24 protein-coding genes are annotated in these 25183 nt (G+C 68.5%); 6 read left to right on the forward strand and 18 right to left on the reverse strand.

Annotation, left to right across the window (positions count from 1 at the left end):
* Nucleotides 1-3: 3 nt before the first annotated feature.
* Both ACM9LD_RS08120 and ACM9LD_RS08125 read right to left on the reverse strand, forming a co-directional pair.
* Nucleotides 4-1353, reverse strand: a complete 1350-nt coding sequence (locus ACM9LD_RS08120) for a purine-cytosine permease family protein (protein ID WP_415676208.1) — start codon at nt 1351-1353, stop codon at nt 4-6.
* Nucleotides 1353-1748, reverse strand: coding sequence for a YybH family protein (locus tag ACM9LD_RS08125; protein WP_415676209.1), 396 nt, complete (start codon nt 1746-1748; stop codon nt 1353-1355). Before ACM9LD_RS08125 ends, ACM9LD_RS08120 begins: the two co-directional genes overlap by 1 nt.
* 222 nt (nt 1749-1970) lie before the next feature.
* Here ACM9LD_RS08125 and ACM9LD_RS08130 point away from each other — a divergent pair, with 222 nt between their 5' ends.
* The gene (locus ACM9LD_RS08130) at nt 1971-2852 is read left to right on the forward strand and encodes an AsnC family transcriptional regulator (protein ID WP_415676210.1); all 882 of its coding nucleotides are present in this window, start codon (nt 1971-1973) and stop codon (nt 2850-2852) included.
* A gap of 1 nt (nt 2853) precedes the next feature.
* Here the strand turns inward: ACM9LD_RS08130 and ACM9LD_RS08135 are convergent, their stop codons facing one another.
* From ACM9LD_RS08135 to ACM9LD_RS08160, 6 genes are all read right to left on the reverse strand, one after another.
* Entirely contained in the window at nt 2854-3570 is a 717-nt protein-coding gene (locus tag ACM9LD_RS08135) for a DinB family protein (RefSeq protein WP_415676211.1), read from the reverse strand.
* A 47-nt stretch (nt 3571-3617) separates the two neighbouring features.
* Nucleotides 3618-4052 (reverse strand): SRPBCC family protein, encoded by a 435-nt coding sequence (locus ACM9LD_RS08140; RefSeq protein WP_415676212.1) that lies wholly within the window; start codon nt 4050-4052, stop codon nt 3618-3620.
* 51 nt (nt 4053-4103) lie between these two features.
* Entirely contained in the window at nt 4104-5078 is a 975-nt protein-coding gene (locus ACM9LD_RS08145; protein ID WP_415676213.1) for an SDR family NAD(P)-dependent oxidoreductase, read from the reverse strand.
* Nucleotides 5079-5250: 172 nt separating this feature from the next.
* On the reverse strand, nt 5251-6243 hold the full coding sequence (locus tag ACM9LD_RS08150) for an alpha/beta hydrolase (protein ID WP_415676214.1): 993 nt from the start codon (nt 6241-6243) through the stop codon (nt 5251-5253).
* 85 nt (nt 6244-6328) lie between these two features.
* Nucleotides 6329-7363: a CdaR family protein gene (locus ACM9LD_RS08155; protein WP_415676215.1), complete on the reverse strand. Its 1035-nt coding sequence runs from the start codon at nt 7361-7363 to the stop codon at nt 6329-6331.
* A complete protein-coding gene (locus tag ACM9LD_RS08160; RefSeq protein ID WP_415676216.1) occupies nt 7360-7986 on the reverse strand; it encodes a TetR family transcriptional regulator in 627 nt (208 codons plus the stop codon). Before ACM9LD_RS08160 ends, ACM9LD_RS08155 begins: the two co-directional genes overlap by 4 nt.
* 146 nt (nt 7987-8132) lie before the next feature.
* Between ACM9LD_RS08160 and ACM9LD_RS08165 the strand changes: the two genes are divergently transcribed.
* Together ACM9LD_RS08165 and ACM9LD_RS08170 are read left to right on the forward strand one after the other, a co-directional pair.
* Nucleotides 8133-9116 (forward strand): alpha/beta hydrolase, encoded by a 984-nt coding sequence (locus tag ACM9LD_RS08165; protein ID WP_415676217.1) that lies wholly within the window; start codon nt 8133-8135, stop codon nt 9114-9116.
* 49 nt (nt 9117-9165) lie between these two features.
* Entirely contained in the window at nt 9166-10191 is a 1026-nt protein-coding gene (locus tag ACM9LD_RS08170; protein ID WP_415676218.1) for an alcohol dehydrogenase catalytic domain-containing protein, read from the forward strand.
* 247 nt (nt 10192-10438) lie between these two features.
* Here ACM9LD_RS08170 and ACM9LD_RS08175 read toward each other — a convergent pair whose 3' ends face one another.
* Nucleotides 10439-11929: an NlpC/P60 family protein gene (locus ACM9LD_RS08175; protein ID WP_126195761.1), complete on the reverse strand. Its 1491-nt coding sequence runs from the start codon at nt 11927-11929 to the stop codon at nt 10439-10441.
* Between the two features lie 283 nt (nt 11930-12212).
* On the opposite strand from ACM9LD_RS08175, the gene ACM9LD_RS08180 reads away from it, so the two are divergent.
* Both ACM9LD_RS08180 and ACM9LD_RS08185 read left to right on the forward strand, forming a co-directional pair.
* Nucleotides 12213-12578: a BlaI/MecI/CopY family transcriptional regulator gene (locus tag ACM9LD_RS08180; protein WP_040765956.1), complete on the forward strand. Its 366-nt coding sequence runs from the start codon at nt 12213-12215 to the stop codon at nt 12576-12578.
* A 57-nt stretch (nt 12579-12635) separates the two neighbouring features.
* Nucleotides 12636-13607 (forward strand): M56 family metallopeptidase, encoded by a 972-nt coding sequence (locus tag ACM9LD_RS08185; RefSeq protein ID WP_019201638.1) that lies wholly within the window; start codon nt 12636-12638, stop codon nt 13605-13607.
* Between the two features lie 195 nt (nt 13608-13802).
* Here ACM9LD_RS08185 and ACM9LD_RS08190 read toward each other — a convergent pair whose 3' ends face one another.
* Nucleotides 13803-14339, reverse strand: a complete 537-nt coding sequence (locus ACM9LD_RS08190) for a hypothetical protein (RefSeq protein WP_019201637.1) — start codon at nt 14337-14339, stop codon at nt 13803-13805.
* 221 nt (nt 14340-14560) lie between these two features.
* Here ACM9LD_RS08190 and ACM9LD_RS08195 point away from each other — a divergent pair, with 221 nt between their 5' ends.
* Complete coding sequence (locus tag ACM9LD_RS08195; RefSeq protein ID WP_158635062.1) at nt 14561-15679, forward strand: prolipoprotein diacylglyceryl transferase family protein; 1119 nt, start codon at nt 14561-14563, stop codon at nt 15677-15679.
* A 67-nt stretch (nt 15680-15746) separates the two neighbouring features.
* On the opposite strand, the gene ACM9LD_RS08200 is transcribed toward ACM9LD_RS08195, so the two are convergent.
* The 8 genes from ACM9LD_RS08200 to ACM9LD_RS08235 form a co-directional block, all read right to left on the reverse strand.
* Complete coding sequence (locus ACM9LD_RS08200) at nt 15747-17003, reverse strand: L,D-transpeptidase (RefSeq protein WP_019201635.1); 1257 nt, start codon at nt 17001-17003, stop codon at nt 15747-15749.
* Between the two features lie 185 nt (nt 17004-17188).
* A complete protein-coding gene (locus ACM9LD_RS08205; RefSeq protein ID WP_081585946.1) occupies nt 17189-17896 on the reverse strand; it encodes a TlpA family protein disulfide reductase in 708 nt (235 codons plus the stop codon).
* Entirely contained in the window at nt 17893-19410 is a 1518-nt protein-coding gene (lnt, locus tag ACM9LD_RS08210) for an apolipoprotein N-acyltransferase (RefSeq protein WP_019201633.1), read from the reverse strand. The genes ACM9LD_RS08205 and lnt overlap by 4 nt, the downstream gene beginning before the upstream one ends.
* Before the next feature lie 222 nt (nt 19411-19632).
* Nucleotides 19633-20430 carry a cytochrome c biogenesis CcdA family protein gene (locus tag ACM9LD_RS08215; protein ID WP_019201632.1) on the reverse strand — a complete coding sequence of 266 codons (798 nt, stop codon included), beginning with the start codon at nt 20428-20430 and terminating at the stop codon, nt 19633-19635.
* A complete protein-coding gene (locus tag ACM9LD_RS08220) occupies nt 20430-20993 on the reverse strand; it encodes a TlpA disulfide reductase family protein (RefSeq protein WP_019201631.1) in 564 nt (187 codons plus the stop codon). Before ACM9LD_RS08220 ends, ACM9LD_RS08215 begins: the two co-directional genes overlap by 1 nt.
* A 198-nt stretch (nt 20994-21191) precedes the next feature.
* Complete coding sequence (locus tag ACM9LD_RS08225; protein ID WP_019201630.1) at nt 21192-22685, reverse strand: multicopper oxidase family protein; 1494 nt, start codon at nt 22683-22685, stop codon at nt 21192-21194.
* A 310-nt stretch (nt 22686-22995) separates the two neighbouring features.
* Entirely contained in the window at nt 22996-24246 is a 1251-nt protein-coding gene (locus ACM9LD_RS08230; protein WP_019201628.1) for a sensor histidine kinase, read from the reverse strand.
* Nucleotides 24243-25013 carry a response regulator transcription factor gene (locus ACM9LD_RS08235; protein WP_051158842.1) on the reverse strand — a complete coding sequence of 257 codons (771 nt, stop codon included), beginning with the start codon at nt 25011-25013 and terminating at the stop codon, nt 24243-24245. The genes ACM9LD_RS08230 and ACM9LD_RS08235 overlap by 4 nt, the downstream gene beginning before the upstream one ends.
* Between the last annotated feature and the right edge of the window lie 170 nt (nt 25014-25183).

The raw sequence follows: 25183 nt of genomic DNA on the forward strand, positions 1-25183 counted from the left end.
ACACTAGCCCGCGACGAGGTCCTCCGTCGTGGACCGGCCGCGGACCACGGCGCTCGCTGCCCAGTACAGGCCCGCGCTCACCAGGAACGTCGGGACGGTGGCGCCCACGGGGCTGACCCACAGGTAGGTGATCGCCGAGGAGAAGGCGACGCCCACCACCCACACCGCCACAGCCACCGGGTTCCAGCCGCCGCGGTACCAGTAGTCGCGCGACCCGGCCTCGGCGAGCGACGCCGCGTACCGCCCGCGCCGCAGCACGTAGAAGTCCACGACGATGATCGCGAAGACGGGGATGAAGACGATGCCGATGGCGGTGAGGAAGGAGGTGAACTTGTCGAGCAACGCCAGCCACGCCGACCCCGCGATCGAGATCACTCCGAGTCCCAGCGCGGCGGGCAGGAACCGGATCCGGCCGGGCTCGGCGTTCACCAGCGAGGTGACCATCCCGTAGACGGCCATCGAGTTGGTCGCCATGACGGAGAAGAAGACCACGCCGGCCAGGGGGATGCCGAACTCGGCCACGATCACCGTCGGGTCGAAGGGCGGTGCGTCCCTGCCGTTCGCGAGCAGCCACGCGATCGCGGTGGCGCCCAGGGCCATCGCGGCCACCGTCGACGCGATGTAGCCCAGGCCCGAACCGATCACGCCGCCGCGCTCGCTCCGCGCGAACCGATTGATGTCGGCCGAGAGCACCGTCCACGAGATGGCCGTGGCGACCACGATGTCGAAGATGCCGAGGCCGCTGAGCCCCTCCGGGTCACGGGGCAGCGCGTTCAGGCGGGCGAAGCCGTCGCCGAACATGTCGATGAACAGGTAGGCCATGATCGCCAGGATCACCACGGCCAGAATCGGTTCCACCTTGGCGATGCCGGCGTGGCCGAAGATCGCCAGCGACACCACGATCACCTCGCACAGCACGGAGAACAGCGCGGGGTTCGAATACCCGGTCTGCTGCTCGATCACGTAGTTCACGGTGACGCCGGCGAGCATCGCCTGCACCCAGCTCCACCCCATGAGCACGGCGATGTTGGCGGCCACCGGGATCCGGCTGCCCCGCACCCCGAACGAGGCGCGGGTGAGCGCCATCGTCGGCAGGCCCGTGCGGGTGCCGACGTTCCCGACGGCGACGAGCACCAGAGCGCCGACGACCGTGCCGGCGACGATCAGCACCAGGGCGCTACTCAGCGAGACCGACGGCACGAACAGCGTGCCGGTCAGCATGGTGGTCACCACGAGGTTGGCCGCGAGCCAGATGGCGAAGATCCGGCGGCCGCCGAGGTCGCCCCGCACGGGCGTGCCGTCGTCGGCGCCGGCGTGCAGGTGCGCGTCGAGGCGGCGGTAGTAGCGCAGCATCAGGCGGCCGAGAGGTGCTCGTGGACGGCGACGAGCGCACCGTCGGGCGTGGTGGTGAAGACGATCGACTCGCGCTCCCGCGTCTCGGTGCGGGTGCCGTCGCCGTCCTGCGTCACCGTGTGCACCGCGTGGCTGAAGACGGCGGTGGCGCCGACGGCCGTCACGAGGCGCTCAGTACTCTCGCAGGAGACGACGCGCCAGCCGGAGTCGACCCAGCCCGCCCAGACCCGCTCGTACTCGGCGCGGTCGGCGAGCGTCCGGGGCTCGGTGTGGAAGACGAAGCTCGCGGCCGGGTGGAAGCCCGCGAAGTAGCCCTCGGTGTTCGTCGCGGCGAAGGCCTCGATGATGCGATCGGCCGCCGCGAGCACCTCGCCCTCGGGGATCGTGTGCTGCATTTCGTCTCCTGACCTGCGGTTCTCCGCTTCGGATCGGCCAACTGTAAGGCCGATCACAGCACCTCGCAAGCAGTTCATGACAGCCGGATCCGTCGGGGCGAACGATCCGCTCGGTGAGTACTGGCCGAAGTGCCCCAAACGCTGCACCGAACCACTCCGTGCCGCATCATCGGTACAGCGGTTCGTCCCGAAAAGGCGGCGGACGAAGTTCGAGAGGAATCGATGGACGAGGTCGACCGGACGCTGGTGGCGTTGCTCAGCGCCGACGGCCGGCTGAGCCACCGGGAGCTCGCCGCCGCCGCAGGCATCACCCGCGCGACGGTGGCCGCACGGATGCGACGCCTCCTCGACTCCGGGGCGTTCACCGTGCAGGGCGTGGTGCATCCGTCGGTGCTCGGCCGGGGCTCGGTCTGCTACGCCCGGATCGAGGTCGACGGTGCCGCCGCGCCCGTCGCGGAGGCGGTCGCCGCGCTGCCGGAGGTGGTCTACGTGTCGATCACCACCGGCCGGTACGCGGTGGCGGCGGAGATCCGGACGGGATCGGGCGACGCCGTCGACGCCGTGCTCTCCCGACTCCGTGGCCTGCGCGGCGTGGCGCGGGCCGAGACCCTGGCCTACCGCGAGGTGATCCGGGACGCCGTCGGCCCCGTCGGCGAGGCGACGGCGCAGCTCGACGCCACCGACGTCGCCCTCCTGCAGGTGCTTGAGCGCGACGGCCGGGCGTCGTACGTCCAGCTCGCTACGGTGGCCGGGGTGTCGGCGGCCGCCGCGCGCCGGCGGGTGCTCCGCCTGGTGGAGGCGTCGGTGGTGCGGATCGGCCCCATCGTCAGCCGGGGTTCGGAGCACGCGCTGGGTATGGGGATCCACGTCCGCGGCGACGCGCGGGACGCCGCCCGGCGCCTGGAGGTGCTCGACGGGGTGAGCTTCCTCGCCCGCACCGTCGGGACGTTCGACCTGCTCGCGACGGTGCGCGCGCCATCGTCGAGTGCGCTGGCCGACACCGTCGACGCGGTGCGGTCACTGCCCTCCGTCGCCGGGGCGGAGACCTGGTCGCACCTGCGGTTCGTCAAGGAGTCGTACGCGTCGTTGGGCGTGGTCGACTGAATCAGTGCGCCTCGGCCTCGATCAGGTCGAGGTCGCGGACGCAGTAGCGGTGGTGCTCGAAGGTCTCAGTGAGCACGGTGCGCAGGCACTGCCCCACCGAGCGGCCCCGCGCGTAGGGCGGCCAGACGTCGTCGTCGGGTACGGGCGCGGGCTCCGCGAGCTGCTCCGGTGCGACCCCGTCGAGCCAGCCCTCGAGCTCGGCCGCCTGGGCGGTGCGCACCGCCGCGACCTCGTCGAAGGAGGGATCGGCGGCGAGGTCCAGACCGTGCGCCCCGCGGTAGGGGGCGACGTCCGGTCCGAGGCCCATCGGTGTGAAGGTCGCCCGCGAGCCCCGGCAGCAGCGGCGGAACCACGAGTCGTGGACGAAGACGAGGTGTCGCAGGGTCTGCGCCGCCGACCACTCGCCGTTCACGGTGCGGCGCTCGATGCCGGGAGCGCGGCGGATGCGCTCGACGGTGACGGCCCAGTCGGCGTGGAGCGCCGCCGCCGCGCGGCGCAGGTCGGCGGGGTCCTCCGAGCGGATCAGGGCGCGCACCGGGTACCTCCGGTCGAGTTCGGCCTCCACGTGCGCCGTCACGTCGACCCCGTTCACCATCAGGCCGGAGACGAGCCCGTCGATCGCGACGTCCTGCATGACGGCCCCGACGAACCGCGCCCCGGACAGGTCGCACTCGCGGAACTCCGCCCCGCGCAGATCCTCGTCGACGTACCGGACCATGATGCGCATCGTATGCCCGCGGCCGGCTTCGCCGTGACCGTCCGGAATCAGGCGAGCTGGTCGAGGTTCGCCGACAGTCCCTCGGCGCCGTCGACGAACAGCTTGTCCACGGCGAGGGCGAGCACGGGCTCCAGGAAGCGGAGGAGGCCGTGGAAGGTGAACTCCACCGCATAGGTGACAGCGCTGCCCGCCCCCTCGGGCGCGATGGAGATGGTGTCGATCGCGGTCAGTGAACTCTTTCGGCCCCTCAGGCGGATCAGCGACGTGGGCTGGAGATCGGTGAGTTCGTAGTCGAGGTCGGTGGTCGCACCGGCGAACCTGCTCGTGACTCGGTACGTCGAACCCACGCCACCGTTCCCTAGGAGGCGCGTGACCTTCACGGCGTTGGGGTCCCACTCCTGAGCGTTGGTGAAGTCGGCCAGGTAGGTGAAGACGACGTCCACGGGTGCGGAGGTGTGCACGGTGTGCTGCTTGGTGATCACGCTGTGTCCTTCCATCGGTGTGCGAGCTTGGATCGGCGGAGGATTCGACGGTCAGGGAGCAATCCCTGCGAAGGAGCACACGTCGCTCCAGACGGCGCGGCGGTCGCTCTCGCTGAACTCGGTGCGCCGCAGGTAATGCTCGGGGCGTTCTGTACGGTCGTGCCAGAATCTGCCGTTCGCCGGCTTCGGGGTCGTCGCCGCCAGCCACACCGCCGTCTCGGCGCCCTGATCCGCGTTCCGCAGCAGCGGGCCCGCCACCGTGCTGAAGCCGGGCAGCGAATCGGCGACGCCGGGGGTGGCCACCCAGCCGGGGTGCATCCCCGCCACGGTCACGTCCGCCGACTCCCACCGCTGCGCCAGGATCGGCACCATCGCCACCTGGACGCGTTTGCTCCGTGCGTACGCGACGGCGCCCTTGTACTCGCCGCTGCGGTAGTCGAGATCGTCCGTCGGGAGTTCGGCCGTGTACATGCCCCCGGACGACATGAAGATCACGCGGGCGTCCTCGGCGGCCGCCAGCTGCGGTTCCAGCAGATCCGTCAGGAGGATCGGCCCCAGCACGTGCGTCGCGAGGGAGAGCTCGTGACCGTTGCTCGCGGCCGTCCACTCCGGCGGCATGACGCCGGCGTTGTGCACGATCACATCGACGCCGTGCGTCGCGAGCCGTTCGGCCACGTCGGGCAGCGCGTGGAGATCGGAGACGTCGCCGAGCTCGACGGTGACGGTCGCGTTCGGCCGGCGACGGACGATGCGGTCCCGAACCTCCCCGGCGCGCACACTGTTCCGGCCCATGATCACGACCTTCGCGCCCAGGTCCGCGACCCGCTGCGCGATCGCGGCCCCGATGCCCGACGTGGCTCCCGTGACGACGACGGTGCGCCCGGCCAGTGATCGGGGGCGCGGATCGCCGTCGTCCCACCGAGACCTGCGCAGCGCGTAGCCGATGTTCGAGTACCCGAACACGATCGATCGGTCGAGTGCCGTATCGAGCAACCTCGTTCTCGGGCCTCTGCCCCCACTGGTCATGTGAACCCCATCGTCGATCCGTCTGACTATCCGGACACCCTGTATTCGTCGCCGCCGGCCATCCGGATGGGATCGCCTGCGCTCAGGGGACGATGTGATCGCCCGGCGCCGTTCACCCAGCGAACGGGGGCCGGGCGAACGGCGTCGAGCCGGGTTCGGCGGCTCCGCCCGATCAGACTTCGAGCGCCCTGCGCATGAACTCGAGACGCGTCGTGGTCGCGACCTGCGCGACGGCCGCCTGCGCAACGTTCTCGAACCCGTGGAATCCACCACCCCACATGTGCAGGTCCACGCTCACCCCGGCCTGGCTCAGCCGCTGCGCGTAATCGATGGCCTCGTCCCGGAATCCCTCCGCGGAACCCACATCGAGATACGACCTCGGCAGCCCGGCCAGGTTCGTCGCACGCGCCGGGGCCGCGTATTCGGACACCTGCGCCGTGCCCCGCCGCTCCCCGAGGAGGGCAGTCCACCCGTAGAGGTTGCCGTTGCGGTCCCACGTCCCGTCGTCCTCGAGCATCGTCGAGCTGTGGGTGAGGAATCGGTCGTCGAGCATGGGACACCAGAGCGCCTGGTAGGAGACCGTGGGGAAGTCCTCGTCGCGCGCCAGGAGTACCGAACCGGCGGCGAGCCCGCCCCCGGCGCTGGTGCCCGTGACCACGATGTGCGACGGATCGACGTGCAGCAGCGCCGCGTTCTCGGCGCACCACCGGAGGCCCGCGTAGCAGTCCGAGACCGGCACGGGGTCGGGATGTTCGGGCGCTCGGCGGTACTCGATCGACGCGACCACGGCGCGGCCCTCGCGGACGTGTTCGAGGTGGTCGTCCAGCCCGAGGCGGCGTCCCCCGGCCACCATCCCGCCGCCGTGGACGTAGTAGACGAGCGGCCAGGGTCCTGGGCCGGTGGCCGGAGTCAGCACCGTGAGCTCCAGTTCCGCGCCGGCGACGGGAACGACCATCTCGTCCACCCGCACGGCGCCACCCGCGGTGAGGTCCACCGGTGCGCGGCCCGGGATGGCCGCCATCGTGATCTCCCGCATGAGTTCGAGCGTGTCGTCGCTCAACGCGGGGGAAGCGGAACGGATCAGCTCCAATCCCGGGATCAGTTCGGGATCGTAGGGCGGTCGTACCGTCGCGGGACCGAAATCGATTGTGCTGTCAGCGGTCATGGGAATCTCCTTCGTCGTGTCCCCTCACTCAACCGCGAAGCCGGGACCTCTCCCAGCCGCCGCCCGGGCGCAATTCCGCCAGTCACTACCGCCGGTTGTCGGTCGTCTGCGAGTGATCGGCCGCCACGGCGATTCGCCACAGCGTGACCGCGAGGCTCGCCCGGGCGTGGCCCATACCCGCGGACGTGTAGCCGAGTCTCCGCTCGAGCCAGTCCAGGCGCTGACGCATCGTGGAGTGATGGAGGTTCTGCGATCGGGCCGCCTCCCGGATACTCGCCCCGCTGAGCATCAGGTCGAGAGTCGGCACCACCCAGGGACGTTCACCCTGCAGCTCGACGAGGCACCGGACATCGGGATTCGCCCTCGCCGTGTCCGCGTCGACGGTCTCGACCACCGCCGCGATACTGCCGAGATCGGAGTAGCGGACGTGGATCGGCCGCCCCGTCGTGTCGACGGCTATCCGTCGCGCCGTCACCGCCCGAGCCCACTCCCGGTGCACGTCGGCGGCGGGGCAGACGTGCACCCCCGCGGCAACGTCCGGTGGGACTTCCCCGGGGGCGCGATCGGGGTCGAACAGGTGCAGTTGGAATCCCCCGTCCACGTCGAGACCCCGGACCATCGCGGGCGCGTCGTCGAGGCGCGTGACCACGACCGCGACCGTCGCGCCGATCCCCAAGTACCGCAACGCCTCCTCGCGCTCCACCGGTTGGACGTCGGCGTCGCAGGCCGTCCGGATCGCCGCCACGACGGGCGACACGTCGCGGCCCCTTTTCACCGCGTGCAGACTCCTGGCGAACCTCTCGAGGACGAGGCGGTCGAGCGGCCAGTCGTCGGAGCCGCGGTCCAGCCACACCGTCACGCCTGCGAATTCATCCACCAGTGCGGCGGCCGTCGGCCCGGACACGTCGGGCACCAGCTTCCCGTCCGCGTCCACGGCCACGCGCATGGCGCGATCCGGATCGTCGAATCCGACGGGACACTCGGCGAGCGCGGCGGCCGCGCGCAGGATCGCGAGCGCCGACGCGCGGTGGTCGACCAGCGTGTCGAAATGGGCGATCACCCGCAACGCATCAGCGGCGCCGCCGTCGCTCGTGGTGAGCCGCACGATGAGATCCCTCATGCGGGCCTCGTCCCTCCGGCAGTGCCGGCGACGGCCGCCGGGAACAGCTGCCCGACTGCGGCGACCACCGCCTTCCGGCGCCGATCACCCGCGGCCACGCGGTCGTCGTGCACCACGTCCGCGAGATCTCCCTGCCCCACCCAGGCGAGGGCCAACTGGTGCACCAGCACCATCACGTCCAGCGGATCCCACGCCGGGTCCACACGGCCGCGTCGCTGCGCTTCGCGCAGCTCGTCGACCCCGTCGGAGACGATCCGCCGGACCGCGTCCCGGAACGGATCCGCCTCAGCGCCGGCCGCGGACGACTCCATCCGCCCCCACTGCAGCAGCCGCAGGTGCGACGGGTTGGCGGTGAAGTAGTCGTGGACGCGGCCCGCGTATCCGGGCAGGTCGTCGACGTCCAGTTCGACGGCCTCGGCCATCTGTCCCAGCTCGACCTCGGCGACCGCGTGATACAGCGCCGTCTTACTGCGGAAGTGCGCGTACACCCGCTCCTTGCTCGACCGCGCACGGCGAGCGATGCGATCGATCCTGGCTCCGGAAACGCCGTGCGCGGCGAACTCGTCCGCCGCCGCGGCGAGGATGCGGTCGCGGGTCGAATCGGCCGAGAAACGGTCTGCCATCCCTCCAGAGTACCGAACCGAACCGTTTGGTTTGGCTGTTTCGCCTGGTCGGCGACGATCGACCCGCCGACTGGCGGGTCTCCGCTCCCGAATCCGCGTCATGCGGCGGCTGTCCAGCCTGGTCACCGGCAGGTTGGGTGAGGTCCATGAACCCGCTCACCACTCCTCCGCCCTCGCGTCCGCCGTTCGACAGCGAACTCATCCCCGTGCTCGACGCGTTCACCGCGACGATCCCCCGACTGACCGCCTCCACCCTCGACGAGGTCCGCGACCTGTCCGTGAACGGCCTACCCGGCCGCCCCAAGCCGGACCTCACCGTCGGCGGCGAGGTGCGGATCGAGGACCACACGTTCACCGGACCGCAGGGCGAGCTCACCGTCACGGTGCTCGCGCCGGCGGCCGGAACCGGACCGTGGCCGCTGATGTACTACATCCACGGCGGCGGGGTCGTCGCGGGCGACCGGTACAGCGCACTCGACGAGGTGGTCCACCACGTGGCCGCGGGGCGTGCCGTCATCGTGTCGATCGAGTACGGCACGGCCCCCGAGAACCCCGCGCCGGGCCCCGTCGACGATTGCTACGCCGGCCTGGCGTGGGCGGCCGAGAACGCGAGCACGCTGACCGTGGACCCGGACCACATCGTGGTCATCGGCTTCAGCGGCGGCGGGAACCTCGCCGCCGGCGTGAGCCTCATGGCTCGCGACCGAGGGCTCCGCGGACTCACCCATCAGATCCTCGGCTGCCCCATGCTCGACGATCGCCTGCAGACCCACAGCTCCCAGATGATGGACGGCGAGGGAGTCTGGGACCGGAACGAGAACCTCTGGGCCTGGACCGCCCTGCTCGGCGAGCGCCGGGGCACGGCCGACGTGAGTCCGTACGAGGCGCCGGCACGCGCCCAGGACCTCTCCGGATTGCCCCGGACGTTCATCGATGTCGGATCGGTCGAGGGCTTCCGCGACGAGGCCATCGACTACGCACAGCGCCTCAGCCAGGCCGGCGTGAGCGTGGACCTGCACATGTGGGGTGGCGGCTTCCACGGTTTCGACATCGGGATCCGGCAACCCGCCGTCTCCCAGATCTCGGCCGCCGTCCGCGACGAGTTCATCCGCCGCGCCCTCGAGCGCTGACCACCGATTCGACGAAGCGGCCGACCACCGGCCAGAAGGAGACACCACCATGAAGGCAGCGATGTTCCACGGCAAGGAGGACCTCCGCGTCGAGGACGTACCCGTCCCCTCGCCAGGCCCCGGGCAGGTGAAGCTGCGCAACGGCTTCGCCGGGATCTGCGGCTCGGACCTGCACGTCTACTACTTCCCCGAGGCCGTCCCGATGGACCTCGGGATGCCGCGGGTGCTCGGCCACGAGTTCTCGGGAACCGTGGTCGAGGTGGGCGAAGGCGTCACAGGGGTCACGGTGGGCGACACCGTCGCCGTGTACCCACTCGCACACTCCTGCGGCGAATGCTCGGCCTGCCGCCGAGGACTCCCGTTCTGTTGTCCGCAGATGGCCTCCGTCGGCGCCACCGCCCCGGGCGGCGGCCTCGCCGAGTACACCACCGTCGACGCCTCCTCGGTGCACGTCCTCCCCGACGGCGTCGACCTGAAGATGGGCGCCCTGGTCGAGCCCATGGCGGTCGCCTGGCACGGAGTCGCCCGATCCGGTGTCCACGCCGGCGGCAGCGCCCTCATCGCCGGAGCCGGACCGATCGGGATCGGCACCTACTTCGCCCTCCGGGCGCGCGGGATCGAGAAGATCCTGGTGTCCGAGCCGAGCCCCGACCGCCGAGCGATCATCGAGCGCCTGGGCGCCACCGCCGTCGATCCCAGCGATCTCCCCGCCGCAGCCGCCGCGCTCACCGAGGGCGAAGGGGTGGACGTCGCGATCGACGCGGCGGGCGCGGGGTCCGCGTTGTCCTCGGCAGTGTCGTGCCTGTCCGCCGGGGGCCGCGTGGTCGTCCTCGCGTTCTACGAGCAGGCGATCGAGTTCCAGCCGACGCAGCTCATGCTCGCGGAGACCGAGGTCGTGGGCGCCGTCGGCTACACGCACGAGGAGTTCGACGAGGTGATCGCCGCGATGGCCTCCGGCCTGTACGACCTCACCGGCTGGGTCCGGGAGACCGACCTGGACCTCACCGTCGAAGCCATCCAGGCGCTGCGTGCAGGGAGCGGCGCAAAAGTCCTGATCCGAGCCGACGAGTCGTGAACGGTGCACGGGGGACCGACTAGATACGACGAACCGGGTCGGGGAGGCAGGGCGCTGTAGGGTCCCGACCTACCTGGCGACTGTCAGCCTTCTCACCTGCACTGCATCACGCAGTCCCACGGAGTTGGCATCTCGCCAGTCCCAGCAACATGGCATTTCCACCACAGCATTCAGGCCGTCGCCGGACTCCCACTCCAGCAGCAGTACCGTTCCCACAGCCTTCGACAGGTCGTAACTAGAACTGGGTCTACGAATTGATCAGCCGGACCACGTAGGGCATCGCGCCGTCGGTGCGCAGCGGCGATACTTTGACCGTCGATCCGGACTCGGGTGCCTCAAGCATCTGGTTGTCACCCAGATAGAGCGCTTCGTGCTGGCTCGCATTCGGGCCGAAGAAGATCAGGTCACCCCGCTTGATCTCAGCGAGCGGAACCTTCTTGCCGATGTTGTACTGGTAGCCGCTGTAGTGCGGGAGCTTGATGCCGACGGCAGCAAATGCGAACAGCGTCAGGCCCGAGCAATCAAATCCCGGGTTCTCGAAGTCACGGAAGGTATCGGCAACGCCGCCGTCGCGGACCCCGACGGTGGGGCCGTTGATATCACCACCCCCCCAGGAATATCTGGTGCCGACCACCGACAGGCCCCGGGCAATGACCGTGTCAATCATTTGCTTGCCCGACATCGACGCGACTGACACAGGCGCTACTGGTGCCTGGATTGCAGGCACCTGGGCTGCCGCTTGAGCCGGGACCTGGGATGCGGTCTGCGGTTGCGGCGTGAACCCGAACAGGTTGCTCAGTTGCCCGAGCAACGACGACGCTGCGGTCGCGGCCGACGGTGGCCCCCCGGGCGCCGACACTGCCGGTGCCGCAGAAGGAGCCGCTACGGGTGTGCTTGCGTTCGGGGGTGCCGCCGGTGCAGGAGCCGGCTGCGAGGAAGGCACCGTCACTGTCTGCTGTTCGCTGACGACGTATTGGTCATAGATCCGCTGCTGACCTGCGGCATCCCCGGACTTCGCCTTCGCCTCGGCGAGCGCCCTTGCGGCCGTCTGCCGACGCAAATCCAACCGTCGGCGTTGATCGGTCGCCGAACGCAGCGCCTCCAGGGTCTGGGCCACCGACCCCTGCGCTCGGGTGCGGCGGTCGGCAGCCGCGCCAGCCGCTGCATCCGCGGAGATCTTCGCGATCCGCGCAGCATCGCGGCTCGATCGCGCCCGCCGCCGGGCGTCATTGAGGCCGGTGACAGTACCTGCCTGGGCGGCAGCAACGCGCCGAAGAACCGCAGTGCGGTCTACCGCCGTCTGCCCATCCGGGGCGGTCAGAGCATCCGCGACCCCGCCCGAGGTGTTCCCCTGCATGTAGGCGGCGCGGAGCATCTCATCGAGCCTGCGCTGAGCAGCATCCACTGCCTGGTCGGAAGCCACGGCCTCCCGATCCGCAACTACTACTGCATTCGTCGCGGCCCGCGCAGCGTCGGCGGCCAACGCCACGTCGATCACCGCCTTGTTCACCGACTGCCGCCGAATGTCAACGTCGTTCTGCAAAGCCGCGATCTGCTGATCAAAGTCCGCAAGGCGCACGATCAACGAAGGAACCACCGCGACCGAGTGACCTGCTCGAGGGTCGTCTCCCACGTGCCGCGCCCACGCAGGATCCGCTCCGCCGACCACGATCGCAGCCACGATCGTCACCGCCGCCGCCCGCTGCATTCCAGACGCCCATCGATGCTGATTCACCACGGAACATCTCCTTCAACGAGCCGACCGCCCCCCGCGGGGAGGTTGCGCCCACGCGAGGGGATCAGAAGCGGAATATTGTTGGTGCGCAATCTTTTTACGCAAAGTTTGACGCGCCGCACCGGCACCCCTTGAGTACCATCCGAACCGTACGTCACAGACGCCACAGAGGGAAGCGGTGATCGAGCAGATGCAGAGCCTTAACTGCCACCTACAATGGGGTTGGCCTGCGGTATTCAAGATTCAATCAAGATCCTGCTACTATCCACGATAGTACTAAGGAGGAGTGCGACCCTTGCCTGGTGAGTTGGAATCCGCGGTCATGCAAGTGCTCTGGGACAGTGAGCACGCCTTGAAGGTGCAGGAGGTGGTCGATGCCCTCGACACCGGGCGGGCACTGGCCTACACCACGGTGATGACGGTTCTAGACAACCTGCACCGCAAGCAGTGGGTCCAACGCGAGAAGGTCGGCAAGGCCTACTTCTACGAGCCGACACTCAGCCGCGCGGAGGCTGCGACCCAGGCGCTGCGTGACGTGCTGGATGCATCCGGCGATCCTGAGGCAGTGCTGCTGCACTTCACCGAGTCCGCGTCGGACGAGGAATCAAAGGTCATCCGGCGGGCACTACGCCGTCGGTCACGGCAGCAATAGACTAAGCCCGGTGCGCGAGATCCGAATCCGGACCCGGATGGAGGGAATGAGTACACGATGACGGTGTTCGCGGCATTGGTCGTCGCGGCGGCTGCGATCGCGGCTGCCGGACCTGTGCTGCTCACCCGCGCGGGGCGTACGCGGCTCGATCCAGTTGCCCTGCTCATCGGCTGGGTGGGAGCGCTGGCAATGCTTGGACTGCTGACGGCGTTAGCGATCGTGGCACTGTTGCTGCCGCTGCACGCAGACTACTCGGTAACCACTGCGTTCGGAGACTGCTGGTCCCTGGCGGTCCATGGCACCGTGCCGCAGGGACGCCGGGCGACCGGCGCCGCACTAGCCGCGCTCATTGCGGGCTCCGTCGTGATCTCCGGCGTGCGCTGCGTCTTCGTCCTCGCGCGCCGGCGGGCGGTCGCGACGTTGCATTGCGACCGAATAAGGCTGGTGGCCAGTCCAGCCGCCGGGGACGGCCGAGTGTGGTGCCTCGAGCACGACGCCCCCTTGGCATTCGCCATCGCCGCACCCAGGGGCGGGATGGTGGTGATCTCCCGCGGCCTACAGACCTTGTTGGCACCCTCCGAGCTGGCGGCAGTGCTGGCACACGAGCACGCACACCTCCGCGGTCGCCACCACCTGATCGTTGCCATCACTGAGGTCATCGGGCAGGTCCTGCGCCCGATCCCGCTGTGCCGGAACGCCCCGAGCGCCGTGCGGGAATTGGTCGAGGCGATCGCTGACGGAGCAGCAGCACGCCGTTGCGGGGCGGCCACGGTACACCGGGCCCTGCTGCAGATGGCCTCCGCACAATCGGTGCGGCAGCGATCAGGGACAGCCGGGCGGGGCCCTACTCTGGCGATGGCGACCACCGCGACCTCGGCGCGGGCCCGCCGCCTACAGCTCCCCGCAGCGAGCCGCAGTGCTCGCGTGCGCCACTGCGGCGCGGTCGCCGCGGCCACCGCCCTGGGATCAGCCGCTACGGTGGCGCTTGCAGCCCTCGTCGTGTCCGCTATTTCCTGCCCAGCGCTCTAGCCCGCTGCGCCCGTGGCGCAGCGTGACAGAGAGATTTGCCTGTTCCCCGGGGGGCCAACTGCGCAGCAACATCCGCTGCGACGCTTCATCGTGACTAGCGAGTGCGACCCACGAGTCGCATTTCAGCGACCGTACACCGAGTCCCGAGCGCCTACGTCCTTGAGCCACTACGCTCCGGTGCCGCTATTCGACGAGTCACGAATGCCGATGCCCGGCGGTCGTGTCCACAGCCACAGGCATCTTCGCCGAGGGGTCGCACACCCCGGCGGGGCATTCGCTCACCTGTAGCGGATGCTCAGGCTCGCCGCCCCGCCACGACCACCGTATCCCCCAGCGGGTGGCGACCGCGGCACCCATGGCGAGGGCCGAGACGACAGCAACCAGGGGCTGCAGCGGCGCCCACAGCGTCAACGCTCCCGACGCGCCCAACATCGCGACGACGACCTTGTTACACAACGGGCACCCCACCGCGAGCGTCGACAGGACCACACCGGAAGTGCCTCGCACAGCACCACGATTCCACCCGGCCACCACCGGAGCTGCCAGCCAGGCGGCCGCGAGAACGGTCACCACCACGAGGACGAGGTAGTCCCACCAGCGCACCGGCGTCATCCGGGTGAAGACAGGATTGGGAAGCACTCGGGAGGGGATCGCGATCACCAGTGCGATCAGCGCACCGCCAGCCGCTGCGTGCCACCACCGCACCCGTCCAATGACCGCCCTGCGGTTCATACCACTCACAGTGCACCCTCCTCACCTCGCGCTTGTCTTTCCTCGAACTCAGCATAACTACTAGATCACATAGTAGTTCTTGGTGGCGGGCCTGCCCGCCCCTCATCTACTATTCAACATAGTAGTTACCTACTAAGCGTGTTAGTAGCTCAATCTCGGGAGAGGCCTGATCGATGAAACATCTCTCTAGCGTGCCGGATCCAGACGTGGGCCTTCCAACGGTGACCGAATCCGTCGGCGCGCCGGTGCGGCATGACGCGGTGCAGGCGTCGGAGAGGATCTCGACGATCACCGGTCCGGTGGGCGGTTGCGACCCAGTGAACGAAGCGGAGCCACAAGGACTGTCCGCTACGTACGTGCTAGACGCGGTCAGCGCTCCCGGTGCGCTCCGGATGCAGTACGAGGGCCTACGGATCGGCGCCGAGGCCGACGATACGCAAGGGCGATTCACCTGCCAGCGCGATGTCAGTCTCGCGGCGGCCCGCGGGCGGCCGGTCGCTGTGACCGAGCGGCTATCGGGGATCCCGGCAGGCGAGTGGGATATTCGGGTGCGAGCAGCGTGGACACCGGCTGCGACGCAGGCGGGCGAGCTGGCGGGCGAGATGAAGCTTCCGGACCAGCAGATGCGGGTCCGGACGGTGTTCGCGCCTCTGGCACACGGGCCCGCGGTGGCAGCGTGGTGTTGGCCGCTGCTGGTGGGGCTCGGCGCTGTCGTCGCGGTCGCGCTCATGGCAGTGAACGTCTCCCTCGCTGGCGGCTCTGCATTCGCGGCGGTGGGGATCAGCGGTGTGGCCTGTGCTGTGGGGTTTCTCGGCGCGCGGTTGTGGTTCTTGGCAATCCATCGGATGCCGCTACGGAAGCTGCTGTCCTCCGGAGCCTGCATTCAGGGGTTCAACGCCGCTGCCGCGGTGGTCTTGGTGATGGGGGCGCCGGCGATCGGACTGTCATGGGGCGCGGTGCTCGATTCTGCTGCCCCGGCACTGCTCGCAGGGATGGCCGTCGGGAGGCCGGGGTGTTGGCTGACCGGCTGTTGCGCTGGAAAGGTCACCGTGTCGCGGTGGTCACTGTGGTCATCGGATCGGAGGGTGGCCGCTTCACGCTATCCGGTGCAGCTGTTTGAAGCTGCGGCGTGCGGGACGCTGGCGATAGGGGCCGAATTCCTGTTCCTGGGCGTCCGGCACTCGGGAGCGATCTTCGTGATCGGACTCGCTGCCTACGCGCTGGTCCGGCAGGTGCTGTTTCCGCTGCGCTCCGACCCGCACACTCGGTGGGGGCGTACCGCAGTCGCAGCAGGTGCTACGGCCGCGATCGCGGTGGCGATATGGGTGATGACGTTGTGACGAGTCGGCGGGGCTACCGGGATGTGCTCAGACAGATCCGGACTGCCTCGCCCATTCTCCGTCCTGGTCAGCGGCCTTCCGACGACGCCAGGGCGCTGGCTTTGGTCCACTGCTGCCAGGGCACACTCCAGTCACCGTTCTGCCATTGCTCGAGAGGTGCGCCGCCAGTGTTGCGGATTTCGACGATGTCGCCGGGGACCGAGAAGTCGAAGAACCATCGAGCGTTGTCACCGTTGAGGTTGAGGCACCCGTGGGAAGTGTTCGTGTTGCCCTGCGCCCACACAGAACTGTCGAGTTGGTGCAGGTAGATACCGTCTGTGCTGATCCGTGTCGCGTAGTTGATCGTCTGTTTGTACCCCAAGCGCGAGTTGATCGGTAGCCCGTAGGTGGACGAGTCCATCACCACCGGGTTCGCCTTGTCCATCACGGTGTAGATGCCCCGTTGGGTCCAGAAGCTGATGGTGTTGCCGTTGATGATCTCGCTGCCGCCCATGCCCATGGAGGTGGGCATCGTACGGACGAGATTACCGCCGTCGTAGACGGTGACCGTCTTGGTCGCGTCGTCGGCGATCGAGACATGCGAGGCGCCGATGGTCGCACTGGCACGCACGTCCTCGGCGCCGTAGAGGCGCTCGCCCAGGCGGACACCGTATAGCGCGGCGTCCACGGTGATCTGAGTGCCCGGCGTGTGGTATTTCTCAGGTCGCCAATGCGCTTCGGTATTCGAGACCCAGCACCACGCTCCCTCGACCGCGGGTGTACAGGTGACTTTCATACGACGTTCTGCCTCGGCGCGGTCTGCGATGTCGGTGTCGAACTTCGCCACCAGCACCAGCCCCACACCGTAGGTCCGCCCTTCGCCGACCGGGGTGCCCGCCGTCGTTGCCAGCTCCATCGTCGCCTGCGCCTGTGGCGCGAGAGTGGTGAACGTGCTCTGCCGTTCGGTCCGGCGTCCTGCCTCATCGACCGCGACCGCTCGCAAGCGGTAGGTGCGGCCGAATCCAAGGGGCTCACCGGCCGACCAGGATTTGCGCGGTGCGTCCAACGTGCCGGCAACGGCGCGTCCCGCCTCGTTGGTGAGCGTGACTTCGGCGAGGGCGCCGGTGCCCACGACACGCACAGTGACCGGTGTGCGGGGTGTGACCTCCGCGGCGCCGTCGGCCGGCGCCAGCTCGATCAGTGGCACGGCGCCCGACGGTTTCGGTGAGGACGAGGATCCGCTCAGCGGCACCGCGCCCCGCTCGGCACCGCAGGCGGACGTGATCGCGACGGCTCCGATTCCGGTTGCCGTCCGCGCCAGCAGAGTTCGCCGTTGCAGAACCATTCAGCCTCCCTCGACCCGCCTCATCACGCAACTACTAATTTGCATAGTACTTTATGGTGAGTGGTCGAGCCCGCCAGGTCCGCAGGCGAGGTACTCTCACCCGCTCCGCCGGTACAGGTACCAGGCGCGGCGAGTCGTCGAGCAGGTGCGGGTGGGTGTTCTGACCGTTCCATCGACTGAAGCGCTCACTTGCCCGGAAGCGAGGGTTGCGCCCTAGCAACAGCGTCCTCGATGTCCTGTACTGATCGGAAGACCAGCGGGTCCACGATCCGCTGCACGGAGCCGTCGGGGCGGACGAGAAAGGACAGCGGCAGCAGGGGCGGGATCTGCAGTGTCCTCGCGACCGCGCCGTCCGCGTCGATGATGCTCGGGTACGCGAGGGCGAGATCGGTGGCGAAGGTACGAGCGTAACTCTCGACGTCGCGGACGTTGATCCCGAGTACCTGGACTGCTTCGGGGCGTTGGGCATAGCGCGAGAGGATCGGCATTTCTTCGCGACACGTCCCGCACCAGGACGCCCAGAAGTTGAGCAAAGTGGTTCTGCCTGCGGTGAGTTGTCCGAGGTTGATCACATCGGGGGTAGTGAGGCAGGGCTCGGACAGATCTGCCAGGGGCCCAACGGATCGGGCTGATACCGATTTCGTTCCGCCGCACTGCGGTTTAGGTACACCGCGGGCTGAGCTGGCCTGGAGTGGGGCCTCGGTTCCAGTGCGGGTGCCGGTGGAGGCGGTATCGTGGTCTCCTGGTTTTTCCGTGAGCGAATGCGCGGTCGAGACGGCGATGAGCAGCAGCGCGGCAGCGATCGCAATAAGGGCCAGTGCGTACCGGTGCCGGCGATGCCACGGCGGGGTTGAGGCGCACTCGTCGGGTCCGGGGGGAAGGGCGACGCTCATGGTGTCTTCTGCTCGTCGATGGGCACGGGCGTCGTATCGGCGGGGACCGACTGTTTGAGACCGGTGGTGCGACGTGCGCGCCGTTTGATCACCGTTGCGGCGATCAGGGCCGCAGCGGCCAGGGCGGACGTGACCGCTTCGGGCAACGCGCCCCAGCGGGTGGCGAGTGTGAGCCGGTCGTCGAGGGGAACAGTCGCGATCAGAGTATCCGCGCTGAACAGTGCGGACTGGTCGGTGACCGTCCCGTCCGGGGTCACGACAGCGCTGACGCCACTCGTCGCGGCGATCAGGACGGTGCGGCGGTGCTCGATGGCCCGCAGTCGGGACATCGCCAGTTGTTGGTACGACATGGCCGTGCGGCCGAAGGTCGCGTTGTTAGTGGGCACGGTGATCAGCTGGGCTCCACCGCGTACAGATTCACGGACGAGGTCGTCGAAGGCCACTTCGTAGCAGATGGCAGCCGCGGTCGGTATGCCAGCGAGGGTGACAATGCCGTCACCATCGCCAGGCACGAACCGGCCGGCCTTGTCGGCGTATGCGGACAGGCGGGTCGCGAGCGGCCGCATCGGTAGGTACTCCCCGAAGGGCACCAGTCGCCGCTTGATGTGTTGCTGTCCAGGACCGGAGCCGGGGTTCCAGACGATGGAGACGTTGCGTGATGTGCCGTCGTCGGCGGAGAGCACTGCACCGACGAGGACAGGTACGCCGAGCCTGTTGACCGTCTCATCGATCCGCGCGCGCACCTGCCGATCGCGCAGCGGGTCGATATCCGAGGCGTTCTCGGGCCAGACGATCATGGCGGGCCGGGGCATCTGGCCAGATTCGATGGCACTGGCGAGGTCCTCGGTGCGTCGTAGGTGATTCTCGAGCACTGCGGCACGCTGAGCATTGAAGTCCAGTCCTAGGCGGGGAACGTTGCCTTGGATCACCGCAACGGTCACGCTCGCTCGCGGTTCGTACGCTGGTAGCGCGATTAGGAGTGCTGCGCCGGCGAACGGGAGGATGCCACCAAGCGACGCACGGACAGCAGCGCGCGGTGACCTCCGCAGTGCCGCGCGGACCACGGCGAAACCGGAGCACCCGATGAGGGCGACCGCGAACGAGACGGCCGGTGCGCTGGCGATCGCGGCCAACTGTACGAGAGGCCCATCGGTCTGCCCGAACGCCAACTTTCCCCAAGGGAACCCGCCGAATGGCAGGCGGCTGCGCAGTGCCTCCGTCGCTGTCCACGCGCAGGCGCACCACAGCGGGTAGCCGGGGAGAACCACCATCCGGCTGACCAAGGCGCCGAACACCGCTACCGCGACGGCTTCGACCGCGGCGAGCGCGATCCACGGCCCAGCCCCAACGTAGATGCCTACCCACGGAAGCAAGGGCAGGAAGAACGCCAGCCCCGCGGCGTAGCCGTACAGCAGGGCTTGGCCGATTCCGCAGCCCCACACGGCGGCGACCACGAGCGCGACACCGACCGGCGCCGCTCCCCACAGCGCGGTGGGTGGGAACGAGATGAACATCGCTCCGCCGCCGGCGGCAGCCAGAAGTAGCCTGACCGCTGTGTGCGTCCACGGCCAATGAGCCGGCCCCCACCGAGTGGATGTCGCGGATGGGAGCCTTCGTGCTGTCTGCGTGGTCACGAGTGAGATCTCCTCAATTCTGGACCGTGGTGGTGCTGCTCGTCGCGAGTCGTCTGGGCGATCGCGGGCGTACTGGTTGGTGCGTGTCGACGGCGATTCCTGTCAGATCGGCATGACGATGTTGGAGACGAAGAGCCGCCGGACCATGTCGACGAAGTCGGACCAGTAGCCGGTGACCAGGGCGAGTCCGACGGCGATCATGAGCACGCCGCCGGCGACCTGGATGCGTCGGCTGTTGCGGCGAAGCCATCCGACGGCCCGCACCGCGGCGGTCGATCCGACGGCGAGTGCGATGAACGGCAGGCCCAGGCCTACGCAGTAGGCCACCACCAGCGCGGCACCGCGTGCCGGCGCTGCGTTGGTGCCCACAATGATCGACATGATCCCCGCCAGGGTGGGACCGATACAGGGAGTCCAGCCGAGCGCGAACACCCCGCCCAGCAGCGGGGCACCGGCAAGCGTGGTCCAGGGTCGTGGCGCAAAACGCACCTCGCGGGCAAGTGCCGGGACCAATCCGATGAACGCCAAGCCCATGATGATGGTGATTCCCCCACCTATCCGCATCAGCGTCTCTGCATTGAGCCGAATCGTCGCCGCCAGACCAAACACCGACATCGTCATCAAGAGGAAGGCCGCTGTGAACCCGCCGACGAACAACGCGGCTGCGCCGAGCACTCTCCACCGACCGGACCGGTCTACCGCCTTTCCGCTGCCGCCGAGCTCTGCGATCGACGTCGCTGGAGCCTCGGCGCCGACCAGCCCCGCGAGGTACGACAAGTAGCCGGGAACAAGGGGCACGATGCACGGCGAGGCGAAGGACACCAACCCGGCGAGCAGGCATGCCCCGATCGCCAGGATCAGCGGACCTGACACGGCGGCGTCGGCAAAGGCTTGTCCCATCAGCCCTCCCCGGCGACGCGGTCCACGGCATCGGTGAGGGTCTTCTCGTCGATCGTCGTCAGGTATGCCGCGGCCACGCGATGCTGCCGATCAAGGACGAAGGTCATCGGCACTACTGTGGTCGGGTACTGCTCACCGAGCGCGAGCAGCGTCTTGCCAGGGGGATCGTAGATCGACGGATAGGTCAGCCCGTGGGAGCGGATGAAGTCCCGCGCCGCATCGTCGCCGGCGGTTTCACGAACGTCGATACCGAGAAACTGCACACCCTTGGACTTGCGCGCCGTGTACACCTTTTCCAGAGCAGGAGCCTCGAGACGACAGGGGGCGCACCAGGAGCCCCAGACGTTGATCACCACGACCTTTCCGGCGTAGTCCGACAGTCGCAGCGTGGCCCCGGGATCAGTGACACTACGTCCGGACAGCTCACCGACGACGCTGCGCCGCTCGGGCGGGTAGAAGTGCCTGGCCTTGCCATCCGGAGCGATGATCCCGCCATCGCGTGCCCGGTCGCTGAGCTGAACGCACCCGCCGAGCAGCATCGCGACCACAAGCACCGCGATCACACCGGCGCACCGGCGCAGACTCGAGCTGCCGCTCGGGGGACGGTCATCATCGCCCAGCGATGCCCGTGTGGACTGTCGTCGCATCCTCACCCCTTCTCGGCGGCTAACGAACCAGCCACCAACTACTAAGTAGCATAGTAGTTGGTGGCTGGTCGGTCGCACTCGCCATCGGGGGCAGCCGCGGAGACGTCGGTCGCGTCAGGTGTACTTGAGGGTGGTCATCATGCCCATCTCCATGTGATAGATGTTGTGGCAGTGCAGGGCCCAGGTTCCGGGGTTGTCCGCGTCGAGGTCGACCTCGACCGAGCCCATGGGCTTGATGAGCACCGTGTCCTTGCGCAGTCCGCCACTGCCGGGGAGGCCCCAGGTGTGGCCGTGGATATGCATGGGGTGGAGCATCATCGTTTCGTTGGTGATCTGCATCCGCAGTCGCTGGCCCTTGCTGACGCGCAGAGGCGTGTCTTCGCCGTGCTTCTTGCCGTTGATGCCCCAGGCGTACGGGTCCATCTGGCCGTTGAGAGTGACCTTGATCGTGGAGTCGGGCTGGGCGTCAGGAAGGCGCGCGGAGTCGGCGGCGGTGAGTTCGGTGGCGCCGAGCAGGACCGGGCCGTCCAGTTCCGCGGGGCGAATGTCGGCGGCGGGTGCGGCGCCGGAGCCTGTGCGCAGGACTGCCAGAGCCTGGCCCTTCTTACCTTCGGCGGCGGCGACTAGCGGAAACGCGCCGTCGCCTGCGGTGACGGTCACGTCGTAGCGTTCCCCCATAGCGACGAAGAGCGCGCGGGCCTGCATGTCGTTGACCCTGTGTCCGTCGGTGTGGGTGACGGTCATCGTGTGACCGCCAAGGGCGACCCGGAAGACGGTGTCGGAGCCGGCGTTGATGATCCGCAGGCGGATGCGTTGTCCGGGCTTGGCGCGGAACTCGGTCGGCGCCGTAGGGATTCGGCCGTTGATGAGGTAGTGCGGGTAGACCACGTCGCCAGCATCGCCCAGCGGAGAGCTTCCCATGCCAGGCATCGAGGAGTGGTCCATGCCACCCATCCCGCCCATTCCGGTCTGCAAAGGTCCGGTCTTGGCTTGGAAGTCGGCAAGGATCTGGTCAGGGTTCTTGCCGATGCCGTCGGTCCAGTCGTCGAGGACGACGATCCACTCGGCGTCGAAGGCGCCTGGTTCATTGGGGTCGTCGATGATGATCGGAGCGTAGAGGGCACGGTCGAGTTGGGCACCGACGTGGGGATGGAAGTAGTGGGTGCCGGCGTCCGGGGCGGTGAACTCGTAGACGAATCGCCCCCCGGGGCGCACAGCATCCTGGGTGACGCCGGGAACGCCGTCAGCTTCGTTACGCAGGCGGATGCCATGCCAGTGGATGGTGGTGTCGGCGGGAAGCTTGTTGTCGAGGGTGACGCGGAGGAAGTCTCCGGCGTTGGCGCGCAGGACCTTGCCGGGGAGGGCGTCGTCGTAGGCCCAGGTACGGGCGGTGATACCGCCGAGGTCTACGGTGGTCTCGCGCGCGGTGAGGGTCGTCTCAACGACCTTCTGTCCGGCCTGGGGTGTGGCCTGTAGTGGCGGTCCTTGCAGCGCACGAGAGGCACCACTCGGCGTGCTGGCGGTCTTGTCGCCACATGCGGCGAGCGCGCCGACGCTGAGCGCGGCGAGACCGCCGAAGAGGGCTGTTCGTCTGGTCACCGGTGTCATGAATTGGTTCCTTGGTTTGACGTCGAGGAAGTCGGGGGCGGCCCTGCTTAGGGGGCAGCGGGGCTGACTGTCGGGCTGCCGTCGCCCATCCCTGGCATACCCGACATACCCGGCATGCTTGTGTGAGGTGTCGGCGATGAAGTCGGGGAGCTGCTCATCGAGTGGCCTGCGGGCATCGACGGTTGGGTTGAGGTGGGGGTAGTGCTGGTGTCGTCGTTCATGTTCATCGTGGACATGTCGTCGCCGCAGGCGGTGACGGCGAGGGCAATAGTGGCGGTGACGGCGGCGGTGGTGATCAGTCGTTTCGGGTTCATCGGTTCGTCTTTCTGGCAGGGATTCTCTGTGGGGTTCGTTGAAGGGGCGGTCGGGGTAGTGGGCTCGAGGCTGTACCGGGTTCCGGTGGTGGGTGTTCTCGCTTGGTGTTGCGGCGTTTGTAGACCGGCAGGGTCAGGGTGAACTGGGCGCCTTGTCCGGGGCCGCGGCTGGTGGCGGTGAGGGATCCGTCGTGGGCCTCGGCGAGCGCGCGGGCGATAGTCAGGCCGATACCGCTGCCGCCGGCGTCGCGGCTGCGAGAGGTGTCGGTGCGGTAGAAGCGGTCGAAGATGTGTGGGAGGTGTTCGCTGGCGATGCCTTCGCCTGTGTCCTCGACGATGATGTCGATGAGGTTGTGGTCGCGGCGGCGGCTGCTGACCGTGACGCTGCCTCCCGGTGGGGTGTGTCGGCGTGCGTTGCTGAGCAGGTTCGCGAGGGTCTGGCCGATGCGGGCACGGTCGGCGTCGACGAGGTCGGTGGTGGTGGGTCCGAGGCCGAGGTGGATACCTACGGCGTCGTAGCCGGGTTGCGCTTCTCGGACCGCGGCGGTGGTGATGTCGTTGACCGCGGTCGGCTCTGCTTCGACGCGTAGTTGTCGTTCGCCGGCGCGGGAGACGGCGTCGATGTCGTCAGCGAGTCGCTTGAGGCGGCCGGTGGCGCTGCGGATGACGCCGTACATTTGCGCGCCCGGCGTGCGGATGCCGTCCTCGGCGGCTTCGATTTGGGCGGTGATGGTGGTGATCGGCGTCCGGAGTTCATGGGCGAGGTCGGAGAGCATCTGCTGGCGGATCTCTTCGGTGGTATCGATTTGCTCGGCGAGTCGGTTGACGCTGCGGGTCAGGTCGCTGAATTCGCGGCCCAGGCGGCTGGGCGGGACGCGAATGGCGTGGTTGCCGGCGGCGATGTTCGCCGTCGAGGTCACCACGGCGCCGATGGAGCGTCGGACGCGGCGGGTGATCAGCCAGCTGACGACCAGTGCGAGGACCACGGAGCTCAACAGGGCGACCGAGACGGATACCACCAGTGAGGAGGCGAACGCCTCCTCGACGTGTTTGGCTTGGGGTGAGGTGGTCGGCAGGCCGGCGTGGGCCATGTGGGTGTGGAACAGGTGCGGTGCGACAGTCCACGCCACCAGCGCGGAGGCCCCAGCGCCAGCGGCGATGACGATGGTCTGGGCGATGAACAGCCTGGTGGTGAACCCCGAACGTGGGCGACGGGTGCGCCGTGCGTCGGATCGGGGCGCGCTCATTGCTTCGACCGGCCGTCACCCATTCGGTAACCGATGCCGCGGATGGTGCGGATGTAACGCCGCTCGGTGGTGGTGTCGCCGAGCTTGCGACGCAGGCTGGCGATGTGGACGTCGACGACGTGTGCATCGCCGACCCAGGTCGGTCCCCAGAGTTCGGCGAGCAGTTGGTCGCGGCTGAACACCATGCCCGGGCGGCGGGAGAGGACGTCGAGAAGGTCGAACTCGGTGCGGGTGAGAGCCGCGGGTCTACCGGCGACGCTCACCTCCCGACCGTTCGGGTCGATTAGCAGATCCCCGATGCGGCGCTCCGCGCCCTGGGGCATGGCGGGCCCGTTGACGGTTCCGGCGCGGGGGCGGCGCAGCATTGCTTCGATTCGGGCGATCAGCTCCCGCGGGCTGAACGGTTTGGTCAGATAGTCGTCCGCCCCGACGGACAGGCCGACCAGAGTGTCGACTTCGTCGGCGCGGGCGGTGACCATGACAACGTAGGCGTCCGAGAAGGTGCGCAGTTGCCGGCACACTTCGACACCGTCGAGCGAGGGCAGCCCGAGGTCGAGGACGACGACATCCGGTGGAGTTCGGTGCGCGGCGGCGACTGCGGCCGCTCCATCGCCGGTGATCTCGACATCGAAACCACTGCGCTGAAGGTAGTCGGCGATGACCTCGGCGAGGTCCGGCTCGTCCTCGACAACCATCGCGCGCAGGCCCAGCTTCGGCCGCGGTTCGGTCACCGCCGTCGGCTTGGGCTCGGCAACAATCGCATCCATGCCTCCATCGTGGCCTGACCGTATGCCCAGGATCGACCCGAGGCGCGGTTCTTGAGCAAATCTTGATCTTGAGCACACGTAACGGCCTGGTTAGGGCACGCACAGTCGAGGGCGATCAGATACCCCTCACCGGACTGATCACCGGTGGCACGTCTTCACCCGGCGGGCCA

Origin of the sequence: Tsukamurella hominis, assembly GCF_965137015.1 — a bacterium.
GTDB lineage: Bacteria > Actinomycetota > Actinomycetes > Mycobacteriales > Mycobacteriaceae > Tsukamurella > Tsukamurella hominis.

Coding starts and splice junctions, on each gene's coding strand:
- ACM9LD_RS08120 (WP_415676208.1), bottom strand. CDS start 1,353: ATGCTGCGCTACTACCGCCGCCTCGACGCGCACCTGCACGCCGGCGCC.
- ACM9LD_RS08125 (WP_415676209.1), bottom strand. CDS start 1,748: ATGCAGCACACGATCCCCGAGGGCGAGGTGCTCGCGGCGGCCGATCGC.
- ACM9LD_RS08130 (WP_415676210.1), top strand. CDS start 1,971: ATGGACGAGGTCGACCGGACGCTGGTGGCGTTGCTCAGCGCCGACGGC.
- ACM9LD_RS08135 (WP_415676211.1), bottom strand. CDS start 3,570: ATGGTCCGGTACGTCGACGAGGATCTGCGCGGGGCGGAGTTCCGCGAG.
- ACM9LD_RS08145 (WP_415676213.1), bottom strand. CDS start 5,078: ATGACCAGTGGGGGCAGAGGCCCGAGAACGAGGTTGCTCGATACGGCA.
- ACM9LD_RS08150 (WP_415676214.1), bottom strand. CDS start 6,243: ATGACCGCTGACAGCACAATCGATTTCGGTCCCGCGACGGTACGACCG.
- ACM9LD_RS08155 (WP_415676215.1), bottom strand. CDS start 7,363: ATGAGGGATCTCATCGTGCGGCTCACCACGAGCGACGGCGGCGCCGCT.
- ACM9LD_RS08160 (WP_415676216.1), bottom strand. CDS start 7,986: ATGGCAGACCGTTTCTCGGCCGATTCGACCCGCGACCGCATCCTCGCC.
- ACM9LD_RS08165 (WP_415676217.1), top strand. CDS start 8,133: ATGAACCCGCTCACCACTCCTCCGCCCTCGCGTCCGCCGTTCGACAGC.
- ACM9LD_RS08170 (WP_415676218.1), top strand. CDS start 9,166: ATGAAGGCAGCGATGTTCCACGGCAAGGAGGACCTCCGCGTCGAGGAC.
- ACM9LD_RS08185 (WP_019201638.1), top strand. CDS start 12,636: ATGACGGTGTTCGCGGCATTGGTCGTCGCGGCGGCTGCGATCGCGGCT.
- ACM9LD_RS08190 (WP_019201637.1), bottom strand. CDS start 14,339: ATGAACCGCAGGGCGGTCATTGGACGGGTGCGGTGGTGGCACGCAGCG.
- ACM9LD_RS08200 (WP_019201635.1), bottom strand. CDS start 17,003: ATGGTTCTGCAACGGCGAACTCTGCTGGCGCGGACGGCAACCGGAATC.
- ACM9LD_RS08205 (WP_081585946.1), bottom strand. CDS start 17,896: ATGAGCGTCGCCCTTCCCCCCGGACCCGACGAGTGCGCCTCAACCCCG.
- lnt (WP_019201633.1), bottom strand. CDS start 19,410: ATGTTCATCTCGTTCCCACCCACCGCGCTGTGGGGAGCGGCGCCGGTC.
- ACM9LD_RS08215 (WP_019201632.1), bottom strand. CDS start 20,430: ATGGGACAAGCCTTTGCCGACGCCGCCGTGTCAGGTCCGCTGATCCTG.
- ACM9LD_RS08225 (WP_019201630.1), bottom strand. CDS start 22,685: ATGACACCGGTGACCAGACGAACAGCCCTCTTCGGCGGTCTCGCCGCG.
- ACM9LD_RS08230 (WP_019201628.1), bottom strand. CDS start 24,246: ATGAGCGCGCCCCGATCCGACGCACGGCGCACCCGTCGCCCACGTTCG.
- ACM9LD_RS08235 (WP_051158842.1), bottom strand. CDS start 25,013: ATGGATGCGATTGTTGCCGAGCCCAAGCCGACGGCGGTGACCGAACCG.